Genomic DNA, 17,479 nt, shown 5'->3' with positions numbered 1-17,479 from the left:
ACGTGTTCTCGGCATTGATCCCAGGGTGCCGCGGCCGGTGGGACGTGCCGTGCTGGAAGAATTTTTCTTGTCCACGGGCAACAGCCCAAGTTCCGTGAATCGGTTAGTGGCCTCCGGGGCCATGGATGAAGGCTTCGGCATGGTCGACAGCCTTTTTGAAGGCGTCATTGCGCAGGGTGATGTGGTCCTTGCGTGGGGATTGGATGTAATTGGTTATCCCAGGTCGTAGCAGCCAGATGTCCCCTGCCGGTGGCAGGTAGAGCACTGCGAACGAGCGGCGAATGTCGTCGTCGTCGGACCATACCGGGACGACGGCCAACGCGGCCCCGGTGTCGGCGTTGATCCACTGAGCCCGGGGCAACGGCTCTTCGTGGAGTTCCGGATCCAGGAACGGTGCGGTGCCCTTGCCCCAACGCTGCTCGAAGCGTTCCTGGAAAACCGGCAGCAAGGGAGAGTCGAAGCGGTGCCATGCACTCATTTATGTGTCCTTCCTACCGGGGTGGTTCCCACTGCAGCGGACCAGCGACGATGGGCGGCTGCCCATGCGTAGGTGCGCCCGGCTTGTACACGCGCGCCCCGTTGGACGGGCCGGGATGGAATGCCGCTGCGCCCGCTTTTGCCAGCTGGCCGCGGTCATAGCGGTCCCGCTGGACCGGGTCTGCCAGCACGGTGTAGGCGTCCATGATCTGCGCCAGCTGCTCACGCTCGCGGGACGCTTGCTCGGCTGTGGCCGGCGACGGGCGGGTGTCCGGATGGTGGCGGCGCATCAGGGACCTGTAGGCGCGGTGCACTTCTGCGCCGGTGGCCTCGGGACCCAAATGCAGCACAGCATAAAAGTCCGGCGAACCAGTCACGATTGCTCACACGTCCTCTCAGCCTCGTGGCCCCCTGCACCAACGCGAGGCGTCCATTGGTGGTTGAGGCGGTCCCCAGCCATGGGGGCCGGGGACCGCCGGTACGGGAAGGCAGGGACCAGCGGCCACTTTTCATTGCGCGTAAGGCGCTGTGGCGTGCCGTATGGCTACCGCCCCTTTTTTATGACAGCCGCTGCGCTGCCGTCCCGGTCTCGGGAAATGCCTTTGCCCCAGGGCAGTTTAGGCATTAATGGACTGGCGGTCACCGTCCTTCGTGATGGCCTGGCGGTCACCGGCCTTCGTGGTGATCGCGATCTTGCGCGGTTTGGCCTGCTCGGCCACCGGGATGCGCAAGGTCAGCACACCGGAGTCGTAACTGGCCTGGATGTTCTCCGTGTCCAGGTTCTCGCCCAGGACCAGCTGGCGGCTGAACACGCCCCGGGGCCGCTCGGCTGCGAGCATCTCCTTCTCCCCGTCCAGCGCCGGACGTTCGGCCCGCACGGTGACGACGTTGCGTTCCACATCCAGGTTAATGGACTCCGGGGCCACGCCCGGGAGGTCAAATTCAACCTCAAAGGTGTCCCCATCGCGCCACGCGTCCATCGGCATGGCTGCCGGTCGGGCTGCGGTTCCCAGCACCTGCTGGGCGAGCCGGTCGAGTTCACGGAACGGGTCTGTACGCATCAACATGGCTTATTCACTCCTTTACAACGCCATTTGATCTCAGTGTCGCTTGTTCGTGTGTTCAGTTCTCGCATGCCCGCCACGACCTATCGTGACTGACATAGATTTTTTATAACACGACAGGCATACTGATGCAAGGGGCATTTCTTCGCAAATCAGAAGACAATCAGGGAGCGAACTATCGTGGTACTCAATCCGAACACAGGTGGCGTGTATGCGATCTCCGTCGCGGCAGAACTTGTCGGCACAGGCCAGCAAAACCTCCGGCTCTACGAACGCAGGGGACTGCTGGAGCCGGGGCGCACCGAAGGCGGCACGCGGCGCTACAGCGAGGATGATCTGGTGACCCTGCGGCGGATCGCGGAACTGCTCGGGCAGGGGCTCAACCTCTCCGGCATCCGCCTCGTCCTGACCCTGGAAAACGAAAACCAGTCTTTGCGGTCACAACTCCTTGACCGGGCTGCCGACCCCGGAGCTACGCCACGGCAAACCCGGAACAAGACAGATGCAACTGAGCCGCGGTGACCTCATGTACGCATGGTGGTCACGGGCTGCCAGCGGAAAATTGTGGATCCTGCGATGGGCCGCACCACTGTGAGGCGATGCGGCCCTGCGCGCCAGATGGCCCCCCGTCGCCCCTGCCTGCTCTAATCGTTCATGTTGTCGGATCCCCCCGCTGATTCGAGACCCGGAAGGGTGAAAGGTTAAGCCTGGATTAGGCGGCAGGCCTTCTACTGGTCCAGGCCTTGATCGGAGTTCCCCTCCGGGTTCGTCGCATTCCCGGGCTCGTCCTCGAGCACCACGGGCCGCTCACTGTCCAGGCCAGGTTCGGGGTCCTGTTCATCCATGGCCCTGGCGTCGTCGGGGGCTATGGTCCCGTCGGCCAGGGCCGCTGCGTCCACGGGGTCCAACGGTTCGAATACCTCACTCATGACTGCCTCCTTGAAGGGATTTCAACTTAGAACATGAAAGGGCTTGGGTTGGTCCCGGGCCTCATGTAGCCGGTGCGAGGCCAGGCCCGTGCAGGCTCGCGGCCAAGATGTTGGCCATAGCCTTGAGGTGCTCCCTGCCGCGGCGGGGGAGCCCGTCGAGGTCGGAAAGCCTGTCTTCAGTGGCTGCGGAAAAAATCGTACTGACCCATGTCACGGCGCAGTCCTTGATCCGTTGGGCATCGGCGATGTCGGGCAGACAACGACGCAATATGGCAGCGGTGTCGCGTTCCAGATTCCGTTGGAGCCTGCGTAGTTGGGCACGTACCTTCGGGTGGGTATCAGCCTCGCGCCAGAGGATCACGCGCAGCACGGCAGATTTGTGGTCGCTGAGGTTCAAGGCATCCAACGTCCCGATCAGTCCGGCAGCAGGGTCCCCCGGAACAGCTAGTAGCTCGGCGTCCAGGTGGGTAGCCGGCAGCCGCTCGGCCATGAGAGCCACCAACACGTCGGCCTTGGCCGGGAAATAATAGAAGAGCAGCCCCTTCGCAACCCCGGCGGACCGGGCGATCGAGGCCGTGGACGTGGCGCTGAAACCGTGTTGGGCGATAAGGTCCTCAGCGGAATCCAGAATGAGCGCCCTGGCGTCCCCGCGTTGTTCGGGGTGTTCCCGAAACCGATTTGTGCCCACCGTCTCCTCCATTCCTCGTGCCCCGGGAACAGTTTTAGGGGCCTGTGGAACCAAGGCTCCTCAATCGTTCCCTGTTGGCATGGGGCTCCAGCCCCGGGAGGCCGGAGCCCTGTGGTAGGCGGACTTAGGCGGCTGCCGGACGGTGATGGTGCTGGTCTTCGCGTGCCTTCATGAGCGAGGGCAAAGCCCATGCCGTGACGACAATGGTGACAATGCCGCAAATCCAGGCAGTGACGGCGACCCCCGTCATGGCCGTGAAGGCAAGCACCCACGGAGAGATAAAGAGCAGCACGCCCAGGACTCCTTGGGCCCATTCCACCGACGGCATGCGCGGCATGGACAGATTGACCAGTCCCGCAATGATCGTGAGAATCCCCAATACGACCAGCGTCGTTGCGGCCTTGCCGTCACTCGTTGTCCAGATCGGTGCCAAGGCAGCATACAAGCCAGCCGCGACGGCCACCCAGTTCTGCCATTTGGTCCACTTTTTCATCGACCTCACCTTCCTCTAATAGGTCGTTGACATCTTCAGATTTACTCCTGATTGACCAACCGGTCAAGAGCTTTGGCCGTGACATCCTCACCCGCCAGGAAAAAGATGGATGGGCAAATGGTACCCAGCGGCAGTCGTCCGTGGTTCTACCACTTCCGGCTTGGCAGCTTTGTGGTGATTGTACTTAAGGCCGGCACGTTCGATCCCGGGCATTCCGGCCAGCTGGGCATGCACATGGCTGCCTTGGACGACTTGGTGCCCCACCCGGACGACAAGCCGACCATGGGCCTGCTGCTATGCAGAAGCAATAACAACGTGGTGGCCGCATACGCCCTGCGCGGTGACAGCGCACCGATTGGCGTGGCCGAATGGAAAACCCAAATCACGGCCTCCCTGCCGAAGGAGTTCAAATCCACGCTGCTGAGCGTCGAACTCCTGGAAGCGGAACTGGGCAACGGGTGCTGGCAGGCGAGAGGGCGGATCCGCCTTCAGGAAGGGCCGCCGAAATCGTCCTTCAGGATGCCCGCCCATGACGCTGATAACCCCTCCTACCGGCCCGCAACGGAGCAGGAAGCACCCCCTGCTGGTACCGTCAACATCAAGTCCAGACGCACGCGGGGAGAACAATCATGGCAGTGGCAGGCACCGGCTTTTCCGAGGCCGACTGGGAGGGCCTTGCCCTTGAGCAGCTGGCCGAGCCGCTGGGCTGGCGGCCCAAGCCCGGCGAGGAGATCGCGCCCGGCAGGGACGAGCGCGAATCGTGGTCGGAGCTGCTCATCCGCCCCCGCATTCTCGCCGCCCTGCAAAAGCTCAACCCCACGGTTCCCCTGCAGTACCTCAAGCAGGCGCTCGCGGAAATCACCGCCCCCACGTCCAATGACGCCATCACCGAAAACCAGCGCATCCACGCCTACCTGGTCCACGGCTACCGGCTCAGCTACATCGACAGCGACGGGTCCGACGTCAACGCCACCATCCACCTGCTCAGCGCCGACCCGGACCGGAACGACTGGCTTGCCGTCAACCAGGTCACCCTCGTGGCGGGGGACTACAAGCGCCGCTTCGACCTGGTCCTCTACTGCAACGGCATGCCCGTCAGCATCGTCGAGCTGAAGAAGGCCGGCAGCGCCCACGCCGACCTCGCCGCCGCCCACGCGCAGCTGCAAACCTACCTGCGCGAATTCCCCATGGCCTTCCGCTTCTGCGTCTTCACCCTCGCCAGCGACGGCATCCAGGCCAAGTACGGCACCCCTTTCACCCCGTTCAACCACTTCTCCCCCTGGAACGTCGACGACGACGGCGTCCCCGTTCCGCCGGGCTTCACCCTGGACGGGGAGGCTGTCACCGGCATGGAGACGGCCCTGATGGGCCTGTACAACCAGGACCGGTTCCTGCAGCTGCTCAACGATTTCACCGCCTTCGACGAAAACGCTGACGGGCTGAGCAAGCGCATCGCCAAGCCGCACCAGTACTTCGCCGTCACCAAGGCAGTGGGAAACACGGTCCAGGCGGTCGAATCCAACGGGAAGGCCGGCGTCGTCTGGCACACCCAGGGATCTGGCAAGTCCATGGAAATGGAGCTGTACACCAACCGCGTGATCCGCCACCCGCGGCTGAAAAACCCGACGGTGGTGGTCATCACGGACCGCAACGAACTCGACGGCCAGCTGTACGAGACGTTCGCGCAAAGCCAGCTGCTGCCCGAGAAGCCGCGCCAGGTCCGGCGCCGCTCGGAACTTCGCGATGAGCTGAGCAACCGCACCACCGGCGGCATCTACTTCACCACCCTGCAGAAGTTTGGCCGCAGCCAGGCCGAGAAGGAGGCCGGCACGGACCACCCGCTCCTCAGCGACCGGCGGAACATCATCGTGGTGGTGGACGAGGCCCACCGCAGCCACTACGACGACCTGGACGGCTACGCCCGGCACCTGCGCGACGCCCTGCCGCACGCAACACTCATCGCCTTCACCGGCACGCCGATCTCCTTCGAGGACCGCAACACCCGCGACGTCTTTGGCGACTACATCGACATCTACGACCTGACCCGGGCCGTGGACGACGGCGCCACCGTGCCCGTCTACTTCGAGCCGCGCCTGATCAAGGTGGGGCTGGCCGGGTCCGTGACCGAGGAGCAGCTGGACGCCGCGGCCGACGACGCGACCGTGGGCCTGGACATGACCGAACGCGCCCGCATCGAGGCGAGCGTCGCCGTCGTCAACGCCGTGTACGGCGCGCCGGAGCGCATCGCCGCCCTGGCCGGGGACCTGGTGGCGCACTGGGAGGGCCGCCGGGCCGTCATGCACAAGTTCATCGAGGGGCCCGGCAAGGCCATGATCGTGGCCGGCACCCGGGAGATCTGCGCCAGGCTGTATGCGGCGATCGTGGAACTGCGGCCCGGCTGGCACTCCGACGAGCTCGACGCCGGCAGGATCAAGGTGGTCTACTCCGGCGACGCGACGGACACGCCCCCGGTGTCCCTTCATGTGCGGCGCGATTCGCTGAACGCCGCCATCAAGGCCAGGCTCAAGAACCCCGACGACGAGCTGGAACTGGTGATCGTCAAGGACATGATGCTCACCGGCTTTGACGCCCCGCCGCTGCACACCCTGTACCTGGACCGGCCGCTGAAGGGCGCGCTGCTCATGCAGACCCTGGCCCGGGTGAACCGCACCTTCCGCGGCAAGGAGGACGGGCTGCTGGTGGCCTACGCGCCGCTGGCCGACAACCTCGCCAAGGCGCTGGGCGAATACACGCAGTCCGACCAGGCGAACAAGCCGGTGGGCAGGAACGTGGACGAGGCCATCGCCATGACCGTCACCCTGCTGGGGACCCTCGGGCAGCTGCTGGCCGGCTACGACTGGAAGTCCGTGCTGAACAGGGGTGGCCCGAAGGCCTGGATCAACGCCGCCACCGGGGCCACCGCCTACCTGCGCAGCCCGGCAACACCGGGGAACGCGCCGTCGGACGGGGAGGAAACCCTGGCCGCCAGGTACCGCCGCTACAGTGGTCAGCTCTCGCGGGCCTGGGCCCTGTGCTCGGGCTCGGCCGCCCTCGCCCAGCTGCGGCCCGAGGTGCAGATGTACGAGGAGATCCGCGTGTGGATGGCCAAGTACGATGCCGCCGACCGGCAGGCCTCGGGCGAGCCCATCCCCGAGGACATCCAGCGGCTGCTGGGCGAGCTGATCGCGGGGGCGACGCAGTCGGGCGAGGTGCTGGACATCTACTCGGCGGCCGGCATGCCCAAGCCGTCGCTGGACGACCTCACCCCCGAGTTCATCGCCAAGACGAAGGGCGCCCGGAACCCCCAGCTGGCCATCGAGGCGCTGCGGAAGCTGGTGTCCGAGGAGTCGGTGGCGACCACGCGGAACAACATTGTGCGCCAGCGTGCCTTCTCCGAACGCATCACCGAACTGATGCGCAAGTACACGAACCAGCAGCTCACGTCCGCCGAGGTTATTGCGGAGCTGGTGGCGATGGCGCAGGAAATCGCCAAGGAAGGCGACAGGGGCAAGTCCTTCGACCCGCCCCTGGACCGGGACGAGCTGGCCTACTACGATGCCGTCTCAGAGAACGAATCCGCCGTCGACGTCATGGGCACGGGGGTGCTGGCGGAAATCGCCCGCCAGCTGGTGGGCGTCATGCGCCGCGACATCCGCACCGACTGGACCGTGCGCGACGACGTCCGCGCCAAGCTGCGGTCCTCCATCAAGCGGCTTCTGGTCCGCAACGGCTACCCGCCGGACAAGCAGCCCGAGGCCATCAAGCTGGTCATGGAGCAGATGGAATCCATGGCGCCACGGTTTGCGGAGGCGCGGGGCTGACGCCGGAGGCCGAGGTGGGCGTAGGCGGCCGGGTCAAGAAAAAGGCCCCGTGTGTTTCGCAGGCCGGGGCCTGCGCCAGTCGCCGGCCCTGACGGCCCCTTGGCACTCGGGGATCGTCGCCGGCAATGCACCGCCGACTGCCATGGGGCATGGTGGTGGTACCACCAGTTCACGACAAACTGGACCTGTCACGCCCGGATAAACTCGGGCAGAGTGGCCCATGTCACAAGTTTGAGAAATTGTTTGACCGGGTAAAGCCTGTCAAGGGTTCTTTCTATCGGGTAGTTGCACACGCAACTGCACCCGCCGATGGGATAGATGACGGAGTGGGGCACGGCCCGGAAGAAATCGTAGCCAACGATGATCTTAGGAGAGCCATATGTCAGGTAATACTGCTGTGCCCCGATCCGTTCCAGAGACCGGCGCACTCACCATGAAGGCTGTTGTCGGGTTTCTCATCTTCGTCGAACTGACGAGTGGATTTGTGCAGGGGTTCTACATACCGCTCTTTGGAACCATGACCGTGCGCTGGGGAATCAATGATGCGGACATCACGTGGTTCATTTCGGTCTGGACTTTGTCTTCGGCAGTCAGCATTCCCATCCTGGCCAAGCTCGGAGACATGTTTGGCCACCGACGAATCCTGAGAATTGCGGTGTTCTTGGTGCTGCTGGGGGTTTGTTTCGTGGCGTTCTCACAAAACTATTCACTGGTGCTCATCGGGCGTGCGCTCACCGGCCCGCTCTCCGTGTGGCTGCCGCTGGAGATCGCCTTGATCCATGACAAGATCAGCGGCGACCAGGCACGTAAATCCGTGGGGTTGCTGATCTCATCCCTGACCATTGGCAGCCTGCTGGGTATGCTTGCCGCCGGGGCGCTCTCGTCCCTGCACCTGAATTTCACCGTGGTGCTTCTTGCACCGGCCGTTGTGACCGCGCTGTGCGCCGTGGTCGTCGTCTTCCTCGTGCCGGAGTCCTCGGTCAGGGCGAAGTCGAAGATCGATTTGGTTGGTTTCATCGGTTTGGGCATTTTCATGATCCTGTTGCTCGTTGGCCTGAGCGGAATCCAGAAGAACGGATTTGGATCTGTTCAGGTGCTGGCCCCCCTGGCAATTAGCCTGATGGTCTTGGGCTTGTGGATTGCCTGGGAATTGCGCCGTGAGCATCCGGCGATCAACCTTCGGTTGGTGGGTTCTCGGGCCATGTGGCCGCCATATTTGTCCTCATTCATGTTGGGAACCGTACTTCTCGGAACGCAGACCGTCACCACCACCTTCTTGGCAACGCGTCCGGACCGGTCGGGATTCGGCTTTGGCCTGGAACCGGGCAGAATCTCACTCATTTCCGCCGCTCTCACCCTGGTGGCGTGTGTCGGCGCAGCGATTTTCGCTTATGTGGCCCGGGGAATCGGGATTCGTGGCGTATTGATTTTGGGCGCCTGCATGGCGATGGCCGCCAACTTGCTGTTGATCTTCTTTCACGCAAGCTTTGCCATATTCATGGTCAACCAGGGATTGAACGGTCTGGGCTTTGGCATGATCCTCGGGGCCCTTCCGTCCATGGTTGCCGAACTCTCGCCACGGGACCAGACAGGAATCGCCACAGGCATCTACAACTCACTCAAGACCCTTGGCGGTGCGGTTGGCGGGGCCGTGTTCGGAGTCATCTTGGCCGCGACGATTCGACCTGGGTTGGGTGCCGCGCTGGGTGCCTACCAAACCGTATGGGGCGTCGGTATCGGCGCTCTGGCGATCAGCGTCATGGCCCTGATGTTCGTACCGAGCAGGCATCCTGAGCACACGGCCTCCGAAACCGACCAGACACCGGCGCCCCTGGAGAACGTGACCGCGAGAGTGTTGGAGGTGAGTTGATGGCACGGCAATCAGTCGCCCCTGAATCCACGGCATCCACCCAATAGAGCGTTCGCCGGCCCGGAACTCGTCTCCGGCCCGGCAAGAGCGTTTGTCGCAAGCAAGCCCAGTTTCAATGCCACCATCGAAAGGCCAGTCTTCATGGAAAACATCATCGTCTACCCCGCCCGCGTTGTCCGCACCATGGATCCAGCACGTCCCACGGCCGAAGCCGTGGCCGTGCGCGGGGATCGAATCCGTGCAGTGGGAAGCCTCAAGGAACTCATGGCGTATCCCGGGGCTGTGCTCGACGAACGTTATGCCGACAACGTGCTGTTGCCCGGCTTCATCGAGGCACATAGCCACGCGGGATCCGGCGCAGTATGGGCCAATACCTACGTGGGCCTGGTCGATCGTACCGATCCGCAAGGCCGGCGCTGGCCCGGGTGCCTGACGCTGGATGATGTTGTCGATCGGTTGATTGAGGCCGAGAAGCGGCTGGAGGACCCCGGGGTTCCGTTGCTCGCCTGGGGCCTTGACCCGATCTATTTCACGGGCCAGCGTTTGTCGGTCAGGGAGCTTGACCGGGTGTCGGCCACCCGCCCCATCCACATCAGTCACGTCAGCGGGCACCTCTGCTCAGTGAACTCCGCGGCCCTCCGCCTCTGCGGAATAGATGCGAGCACCAATGTCAGCGGCGTGGTCAAGGATGCGGCCGGCAACCCCACGGGAGAATTGCGAGAGTTTGCCGCCATGGCGCTGGTGGGGAAGCTGACCCAGGGCAGCGGGCTGATGGGCATTAGTGCTGCAGCCATGCGGGCCTTCGCCCAAGACGGGGTGAACACGGGCACCACCACACTGACCGATCTGGGGTCCATGACCTTGATGCAGGACGCCGGCGTCGAACTCTACCAACAAACAGTGGCCGGGGATTATCCGGCCCGGCTGAATGTGTTCCACTTCGGAGTCGGCGTGGGGCAAGTTACATTATCCTTGCCCGAAGCCGCGGAACGGTTGGTCAGCCTGCGGGATCTCTCCACTGACAAGTTGAAATTGGGCAATGTCAAACTCATGTTGGACGGCTCGATTCAGGGCTTCACCGCACGTTTGCAGGAACCAGGGTACCTGGACGGCCAGCCCAATGGCATTTGGGCGGTGACCCCGGAGGAATTCCTGGAGGCCTTCGAGACCTTCCACCGGGCAGGACTGCTGGTGCACGTGCACTGCAACGGGGACCAAACCACCCAGTTGTTCCTGGACACGCTTGAGGCAATCCTCACCAAGTACCCGCGACCGGACCACCGACACACCTGCACCCATTCGCAAATGAGCACGGCCGCCCAGTACCGCCGGATGGCGGCCCTGGGCGCCTGCGCCAATATCTTTGCCAACCACATTTGGGCCTGGGGCGACCAGCACATCGACATCACTGTTGGTCCGGACCGCGCCGCACGAATGAACGCCACCGCCACCGCCTTGCGTCACGGTGTGCCGTTCTCCCTTCACTCGGACACACCGGTGACCCCCCTGGGCCCGCTGCAGAGTGTGAAGCACGCGGCAACCAGGCTGACGGTTTCCGGGCGCATCATGGGTCAGGAAGAACGCATCAGCGTGCAGCAGGCACTGGAGGCCATCACCTTGGGAGGTGCCTTCATGCTGAAAATGGATCATGAAGTCGGCTCATTGGAAGCCGGAAAGTTTGCCGACATGGCGGTATTGGCCGAGGACCCGCTGGCGGTTCCGGCCGAGGAAGTGGGCAACATCAGGGTGCTGGGAACCGTCGTGGGAGGAACGCACCACGCCAGCAACGTCCGGGCCCAGGTGGAAGTCGGCGCGCGGTGAATGCACGCTTGTCAATCATCGGCGGCTACCTGGGGTCCGGCAAGTCAACGCTCGTCAATCGCCTCCTCGAGGGTGTGCTTCCGGGCCGGACCGCCGTGGTTGTCAATGATTTCGGTAGCGTGAACATCGACGCCGACCTGATTGCTTCCGCCGACGGCGACACCATCGAGCTGACCAATGGGTGCATTTGCTGCCAGCTCAATGATGACGTGGCCCGCACCATGTCTGCGCTGGCAGCACGCGAGGACCTGGACAACGTCTTGTGCGAGGTCAGCGGCGTGGGCAATCCCGGGGAACTGGCCAACTGGCGCGACTATCCGGGGTTCACCCCGGGGGTTGTGGCAGTGTGTGCGGATGCCACCACCGTGATGCGGCTGCTGCGCGATCCCTATGTCGGAGACACGGTGCAACGTCAGATGCATGCGGCAGAGGTGGTTCTGGTGACCAAGACGGATCTGACCACCGAACGGGAGATTGCCGCGGCCGGCCGCGCGTGCGAGGCAGCAGCCCCGCACGCGCGGCTGATTGTCCAAGACCCCCTGGATCCGTCAACAGCCGCAGCCCTGGCCTTCGCCCCGGCTGATGCCACGAGGCAGTGTCGGGGCGCCGGGACGCCGTCGGAGCCGGACCATCACGTAGATGCGCATGCCAGCACCACACTTGAATTTTCCGGGGCTGTCGCGGTCAAGATCGTGACAAGTATCCTGGCCGGGCAGGCTCAACGCCTTATCCGGGCCAAGGGGACATTGCAGGACATCGGCGGAGATTGGTATGAGGTGCAATTGTCTTCAGGACGTGTTGACGTGAGTCCGCGGGACGCCGGGGCCCCGGAGCCGAGATATCCGGGGATCGTCTTGATAGCCACCGGCCAAGACCCCCACAGATCCCTGCAAAAAGCGGAATTGGCTTTCGCTGGAGTGCGAGGTGTTCGTGGAACGGCAACCCGGTGAAGCAGCGAGGAAGTACTGCGGCCGTGTGGTTATGTGAGACCGTTTATTCCCGGCGGCGCCGGGTCCTAGATAAAATGAACTCCGACGTAGGCCAGCACGGCGATCAGCGCCCAGGACAGCAGCGCCGCGATGATGGCACGACCACTGGTGCTGATCAGAGAGCGGATGCGGACAGATGCCCCGAGTCCGAACAGCGCAGCTGCGAGGAGCAGGTCCTGGGCTGTCGCCGCCACGCCCAGTGCCTCTGCCGGCAGCAGATTCAGTCGCCTGAATCCACGGCCACATCACCGGCCGGGTCCACGCCGGCTTCCCGGACGGCAGCGGCCAGGCGGCGCCGGTGCGCGTAGCGCTTCGCCAAGGACACCCCGCTGACCATTGGGGCCAGCATAAGCACACGTGTCAGCTTGATGAGCAAGGCCCCCGCCAGGGCTGCGGGTCCGGCGGTCTGGGCCGTTGCAACCACCTGCCCGACGTCGTGAACACTGGCCCCCCAATGTCCAAACTGCACCGAGTTCAGGCCCAGCGGGACCTGCAGAAGCGGCAGCACACCGATGGCCAGTGTGCCGCACAGGGTGACAAGCGCAATGGGGACAACCGTGTCGCGGTGGTCCGTTTTGGTAACCCCGCTCATGGCACCGATTGCCGATGCGCCGCAAATGGAGAATCCGGTGGCCAAGAGGCGTCGCGGAACCGGGCCGTGTGCCGGCGGGCCATGTCCGCCGCCGTCTCGCCGTCCTCCGGGTAATAGCCGAAGTCGGCCGCGCCGTTGAGGGCCGGCTCGGGCGAGCCGCGGCTGACGCCCAGCTGCAGCCGGCCGTCGCTGATCAGGTCCGTGGCCGCCGCCTGCTCCGCCAGGTAGAGGGGGTTTTCATAACGCATGTCGATGACGCCGGTGCCGATTTCGATCCGGCTGGTGCGGGCGGCGATGGCGGCCATGAGCGGGAACGGGGACGCCTGCTGGCGTGCGAAGTGGTGCACGCGGAAGAACGCGCCGTCAATGCCGATCTCCTCGGCGGCGACGGCCAGCTCAATCCCCTGGTGCAGGGCCTCCCGGGCGGACGACGTCTGCGAGCCGCGGCCGGTGCCGTAGTGCCCAAAGGAAAGAAAGCCGATGCGCTTCACGCCGGTGGATTCCAGGCTGCGCACAACGCCGCCCCGCGGCGGCCTATTCCATGCGGTTGCATGGACAGCCCGTGCGGGGCGGCAGTCCGGGTCTCGACGCGCTCGCAGAGCTCGCTGCTCGACCACCGGCCGGTTTTAGCGCTTCTTGATGTGCGCCACCGGGTCGGCGTTCTCGCCGGCGGCGCCGCGTGCCTTCTTCTCGGCGCGCTTGGCCTTGATGGCGTGGCCCTTGTCCAGCTTCTTGTGCTCGTGGTGGTGTGCTTGTTTGTCAGGCATGGTGAACACTCCTTACGTCCATGAACAGGTTCGCTTCGGGCCGTGCGGTCCAAACCGTTCCCCTCTTGAACGTTACGCCGATTTCCCACCGTCCAACAGGGCCGGCATGCCGGCGCCCACGGTCAGGATTCCTGCCGCCAGGAATTCCACAGCGACGCGTAGGATCCGTCCAGCGCCAGCAGTTCGTCGTGCGAGCCCAGCTCCGTGATCCTGCCCTTGTCCACGACGGCGACCCGGTTGGCGTCGTGTGCGGTGTGCAGGCGGTGCGCGATCGCCACGACGGTGCGCCCCTCCAGCACTGCGCCTAGGGAAAACTCGAGGTCGCGGGCGGCTGCCGGGTCGATCAGCGAGGTGGCCTCGTCCAGCACCAGGGTGTGGGGGTCGGCCAGGATCAGCCGTGCCAGCGCCAGTTCCTGCGCCTGCCCCGGCGTCAGGGTGTGGGCGCCGGAGCCCACCTCGGTGGCCAGCCCGTCGGGGAGGGCGCGCGCCCACGCCAGGGAGCCGACGTCGGACAGGGCCTTTTCCAGCTCGGCGTCCGTTGCGCCGGACCTGCCCAGGCGCAGGTTGTCCGCCAGCGTGCCCACGAACACGTGGTGCTCCTGGGTCACCAGCGCCACCTCGCCGTGGAGCTCGTCCAGCGGGCGGTCCACCAGCGGCACCCCTCCCACCGAGACCGTGCCGTCCGTGGGCGGGTGGATGCCGGCGATCAGGCGGCCCAGCGTGGACTTGCCCGCGCCGGAGGGACCCACCATCGCCAGCCGCTCGCCCGGCCGCAGGGTGAGGTCGATCCCGTGCAGCACGTCGTGGCCCTCTCGGTAGGCGTAGCGGGCCCTGTCCACCACCAGGGTGTCGCCCACCGGCACCGCATCCGTGGCCGTGCGGTCCGCGTCGACGTTGCGGATGCCCACGATGCGGGCCAGCGACGACGCGCCCACCTGGATCTCGTCAATCCACATGATCAACATGTCCACGGGATCGATCAGCTGCATGGCATACAGCGCAACGGTGGCCACCATGCCGGCCGTGACGGTGCCCTGCGAGGCCAGCCAGCCGCCCCACAGCAGCACGCCGGCCACGGGGAGCCAGAAGGAAAATTCCGCCGCCGGGAACAACACCGTGCGCAGCCCCAGCGTGTATCTCTCCCGCTCAAAGCAGCCCCGCAGGGCCGCGTCGATGCGGCGGCGACGGTGCGCGCCCAGGCTGAGCGCGTCAACGGTGCGGGCGCCTTCAATGGTTTCGGTGATGGCCCCGTTGAGCACGGCGTAGCTTTCGCGCTCGGCAAGATAGCCGGCCGTGGCGCGCTTGAGGTACCAGCGCGTCGCGGGCACCAGAAGCGGCGCGCCCACCAGCAGGGCGACGGCCAGCACCGGGCTGGTGAAGACCGCCGCGGCCACGGTCAGGGCGATGGTCGCCAGCGAGACCAGCACCTGCGGCACGCCGAAGCGCACGGTGTGGGAGACGGCGTCGACGTCGTTCGTGGTCCGGGAGACGAGGTCGCCGGTGCCCGCCTTTTCCACCGTGGAGAGCGGCAGCGAGGTCACCTGCTCCATGAATTCCTCGCGGAGCTGGGCAAAGACCTTTTCGCCCAGCACCATGCCGGTGCGTTGCGCCCACCGGGACAGCAGCCCCTGCACCAGCACAAAGCCGGCCAGGCCCAGGGCCACCGCGGCCACGAAGCCGGGCGTCGTCCCGCGGGTGATGGCATCTACCAGCCGGCCCAGCAGGAACGGCCCGGCCAGCCCGGCGACGGCGGCGAGCACGTACAGGCCCACCACAAAGGTCAGCGGCCGCCGGTGCTGGCCCATGAGACGCAGCCCCTCGGCCCGGACCTTGGCGGAATCCGCCACGGGCAGCTGGGATTCATTCACCGCTGGGCCCCTTCTTCTACTGATTCCCGGTCTTCCTTGGGACGTTCGACGCCGTCCGTGGCGTTTGCGCCGGCACGTGCGGTGGCGCGGCTGGTTGTGTGGGTGCCGGCGTGGCCGTCCATCCCTTCCCCGCGGATCACCACCTGGCGGTAGGCCGGGACGGTGTCCAGCAGTTCCCGGTGCGTCCCCTGCGCCCGGACGGTGCTGCCTTCCAGGAACGTCACCGTGTCCATGGCGCCAAGCAGCAGCGGGCTGGCGGTCACCACCACCGTGGTGTTCCCCGCCGCACCGCGCTTGCGGCGCAGGGCCGTGGCAATGCGCCGTTCCGTGTGGGCGTCCACGGCGCTGGTCGGCTCGATGAGCACCAGCACCTCCGCATCGGTCAGCACGGCACGGGCCAGCGTCAGGCGCTGGCGCTGGCCGCCGGAGAAGCCGCGGCCCTTCTCCGTCACCTCATCGTCCAGGCCGTGTTCCAGGGCGTCAAAGACATCGGCTGCGCTGGCCACGTCGAGGGCGGCCTTGATCTCGGCGTCGCTGTGCCGCCCCTCCGGGTCCAGCTCCTCGCGCAGGGTTCCGGTGAACAGCTGGGGCTCGGCGTCGGAAACCACAATGCGCCGCCGCACCTCGCGCAGGGGCACCAGGTGCAGGGCGGCATCGCCCCAGCGCACCTGGGCCTCCCGCAGCACGGCGTCCTCAAACCTGCCCAGCCGCCGGGCCAGCGCGGCCGATTCCGCGGGGTCGGCGGAGACCACGGCGCTGAGCGTGCCGGGGACGGCCACCACGCCGGTGACCGTGTCAACCAGGGCCGACGGTGAGGATGGTCCTGGAACGGTGGTGCCGGCGTCGTGCACGGCGGATGGGGTGGACAGCACGTCAATGATGCGGCGTGCGCCGACGTGGGCGCGGATGAAGCGGGAGACGGCCTCGGCGGCGGTGCGGATGGGGGAAACCAGGAAGACCGCGTAGCCGTACAGCGCCACGAGCTGGCCCGGCTCGATCTGTCCGGACACGGCCTGCAGCGCACCGATCCATGTGAAGGCGACACTGAAGGCGCCGACCACCAGGACCTGGACGGCGTTGAGGTCGGCGAGTGAATGCGCCACCTTGTTGCCGGCCCGCTGCGTGTCCCGCGAGCGCTCCCGGTAGCGTTCCACGAAGATGTGCTCGCCGCCGATGCCGCGCAGGACGCGCAGCCCCGCCACGGTGTCGGCGCCGAGTGCCGTCATCTTCCCGGCAGCCTCCCGCTGTTCCTTTTGACGGCGCTGCAGCGGCCGGATCACGAACAGCAGCATGGCCCCGCACAGCGGGACGCCCAGCAGGACGACCAGTCCCAGCTGCCAGGATGAGAGAAAGACCAGATAGGTCACGAGCAGATAACCGACCACCGAGCCGGCCAGGCGGGCGCACAGGTCGTAGATTTCACCGATGCGCATCGCGTCCGACGCCGAGGTGGAGACCACCTCGCCCGTGGAGAACTTTTGCGGCAGGGCGTCGCCGCTGCGGGTGACCTTGTGGCCCACCAGCTGCGCGGACCGGTACGCGGCCTGCATCCAGCTGCTCACGGCCGTGCGGTGGCGCAGCGTCGCGAAGATGGACTGGAGCAGCGTCAGGCCAACCAGCAGGGCCACCCACAGCAGGAGCCTGCCGAAATTGCCGGACACGATGCCTTGATCCACGGCGCGGCCCAGCACAAACGGGGTCAGTGCCTGGCAGGCGGTCCAGACGGAGCCGTACACCACACCGGCCAGGAGCGTGCCGCGTTCGGCACGGGCCAGCCACCACAGGAAACGTGAGGGAGAACGGAGATCCGGGGAACCGGCGTCGGGATAGGGAAATGAACGCACAGGGGCCTTCTAGAAAAATGGGTGGGCGGCAGGCGGAACGGACGCGATCCAGCGCTCCTCGGGCGGGGCGCGATCAGCGATCAGTGGGGGCGGCTGCACTTCTATCTCACAATTACTTACCCTAACGCAAAATATCCTCCATGGGGAAGCCTTTTGGCGGCATCTTCGGTGCCTTCCTGTGCTTTTCGGGACGGCGGCGGCCGCCTGACCGGGCGCTGGACGGGCAGTCCGCGGCGCCATCTTCTAGAATCATGGG

At 65.6% G+C, this 17,479-nt stretch carries 14 protein-coding genes and 3 pseudogenes; 6 read left to right on the top strand and 11 right to left on the bottom strand.

Translation table 11 applies throughout. The features are described 5' to 3' along the window. Positions 1-103: 103 nt before the first annotated feature. The 3 genes from DMB86_RS04005 to DMB86_RS03995 form a co-directional block, all read right to left on the bottom strand. Complete coding sequence (locus DMB86_RS04005) at positions 104-478, bottom strand: hypothetical protein (protein WP_113716650.1); 375 nt, start codon at positions 476-478, stop codon at positions 104-106. Positions 479-491: 13 nt separating this feature from the next. Further along, positions 492-854, bottom strand: a complete 363-nt coding sequence (locus DMB86_RS04000; protein ID WP_171814358.1) for a DnaJ domain-containing protein — start codon at positions 852-854, stop codon at positions 492-494. Positions 855-1,094: 240 nt separating this feature from the next. Continuing rightward, entirely contained in the window at positions 1,095-1,544 is a 450-nt protein-coding gene (locus DMB86_RS03995) for an Hsp20/alpha crystallin family protein (protein WP_113716648.1), read from the bottom strand. A 177-nt stretch (positions 1,545-1,721) separates the two neighbouring features. Here DMB86_RS03995 and DMB86_RS03990 point away from each other — a divergent pair, with 177 nt between their 5' ends. Next, the gene (locus tag DMB86_RS03990; protein WP_227878588.1) at positions 1,722-2,063 is read left to right on the top strand and encodes a MerR family transcriptional regulator; all 342 of its coding nucleotides are present in this window, start codon (positions 1,722-1,724) and stop codon (positions 2,061-2,063) included. A gap of 206 nt (positions 2,064-2,269) precedes the next feature. Here DMB86_RS03990 and DMB86_RS03985 read toward each other — a convergent pair whose 3' ends face one another. The 3 genes from DMB86_RS03985 to DMB86_RS03975 all read right to left on the bottom strand — a co-directional run bounded on the left by DMB86_RS03985 (position 2,270) and on the right by DMB86_RS03975 (position 3,651). Next, positions 2,270-2,470 carry a hypothetical protein gene (locus tag DMB86_RS03985; protein WP_113716646.1) on the bottom strand — a complete coding sequence of 67 codons (201 nt, stop codon included), beginning with the start codon at positions 2,468-2,470 and terminating at the stop codon, positions 2,270-2,272. 61 nt (positions 2,471-2,531) lie between these two features. Further along, a complete protein-coding gene (locus tag DMB86_RS03980; protein ID WP_227878587.1) occupies positions 2,532-3,158 on the bottom strand; it encodes a TetR/AcrR family transcriptional regulator in 627 nt (208 codons plus the stop codon). Between the two features lie 124 nt (positions 3,159-3,282). Next, positions 3,283-3,651 (bottom strand): SPW repeat protein, encoded by a 369-nt coding sequence (locus tag DMB86_RS03975; RefSeq protein ID WP_113716644.1) that lies wholly within the window; start codon positions 3,649-3,651, stop codon positions 3,283-3,285. A 105-nt stretch (positions 3,652-3,756) separates the two neighbouring features. On the opposite strand from DMB86_RS03975, the pseudogene DMB86_RS03970 reads away from it, so the two are divergent. The 5 genes and pseudogenes from DMB86_RS03970 to DMB86_RS03950 form a co-directional block, all read left to right on the top strand. Beyond that, positions 3,757-4,011 (top strand): annotated as a pseudogene (locus DMB86_RS03970) (PDDEXK nuclease domain-containing protein); the annotation flags it as partial. A 269-nt stretch (positions 4,012-4,280) separates the two neighbouring features. After that, positions 4,281-7,472 (top strand): type I restriction endonuclease subunit R, encoded by a 3,192-nt coding sequence (locus DMB86_RS03965; protein ID WP_113716643.1) that lies wholly within the window; start codon positions 4,281-4,283, stop codon positions 7,470-7,472. A 379-nt stretch (positions 7,473-7,851) separates the two neighbouring features. After that, positions 7,852-9,342, top strand: a complete 1,491-nt coding sequence (locus tag DMB86_RS03960; protein WP_113716642.1) for an MFS transporter — start codon at positions 7,852-7,854, stop codon at positions 9,340-9,342. Positions 9,343-9,483: 141 nt separating this feature from the next. Continuing rightward, complete coding sequence (locus tag DMB86_RS03955) at positions 9,484-11,163, top strand: amidohydrolase (protein WP_113716641.1); 1,680 nt, start codon at positions 9,484-9,486, stop codon at positions 11,161-11,163. Between the two features lie 8 nt (positions 11,164-11,171). Further along, complete coding sequence (locus DMB86_RS03950; RefSeq protein WP_171814357.1) at positions 11,172-12,113, top strand: CobW family GTP-binding protein; 942 nt, start codon at positions 11,172-11,174, stop codon at positions 12,111-12,113. A gap of 65 nt (positions 12,114-12,178) precedes the next feature. Here DMB86_RS03950 and DMB86_RS21585 read toward each other — a convergent pair. From DMB86_RS21585 to DMB86_RS03930, 5 genes and pseudogenes are all read right to left on the bottom strand, one after another. Beyond that, positions 12,179-12,792 (bottom strand): annotated as a pseudogene (locus DMB86_RS21585) (putative sulfate exporter family transporter); the annotation flags it as partial. Next, positions 12,792-13,235, bottom strand: a pseudogene (locus tag DMB86_RS03940) (LLM class flavin-dependent oxidoreductase); the annotation flags it as partial. The pseudogenes DMB86_RS03940 and DMB86_RS21585, both read right to left, overlap by 1 nt. Before the next feature lie 135 nt (positions 13,236-13,370). Then, entirely contained in the window at positions 13,371-13,511 is a 141-nt protein-coding gene (locus DMB86_RS20500) for a hypothetical protein (RefSeq protein WP_171814356.1), read from the bottom strand. Between the two features lie 122 nt (positions 13,512-13,633). After that, entirely contained in the window at positions 13,634-15,316 is a 1,683-nt protein-coding gene (locus DMB86_RS03935) for an ABC transporter ATP-binding protein (protein ID WP_113719326.1), read from the bottom strand. Between the two features lie 59 nt (positions 15,317-15,375). Beyond that, entirely contained in the window at positions 15,376-17,223 is a 1,848-nt protein-coding gene (locus tag DMB86_RS03930; protein ID WP_113716639.1) for an ABC transporter ATP-binding protein, read from the bottom strand. Positions 17,224-17,479: the final 256 nt, after the last annotated feature.

It is taken from the genome of Arthrobacter dokdonellae (genome assembly GCF_003268655.1).
Classification (GTDB): domain Bacteria; phylum Actinomycetota; class Actinomycetes; order Actinomycetales; family Micrococcaceae; genus Specibacter; species Specibacter dokdonellae.
The sequence above is the reverse complement of the archived record's forward strand: the minus strand, read 5'-3'. Positions and strand labels throughout refer to the sequence as shown.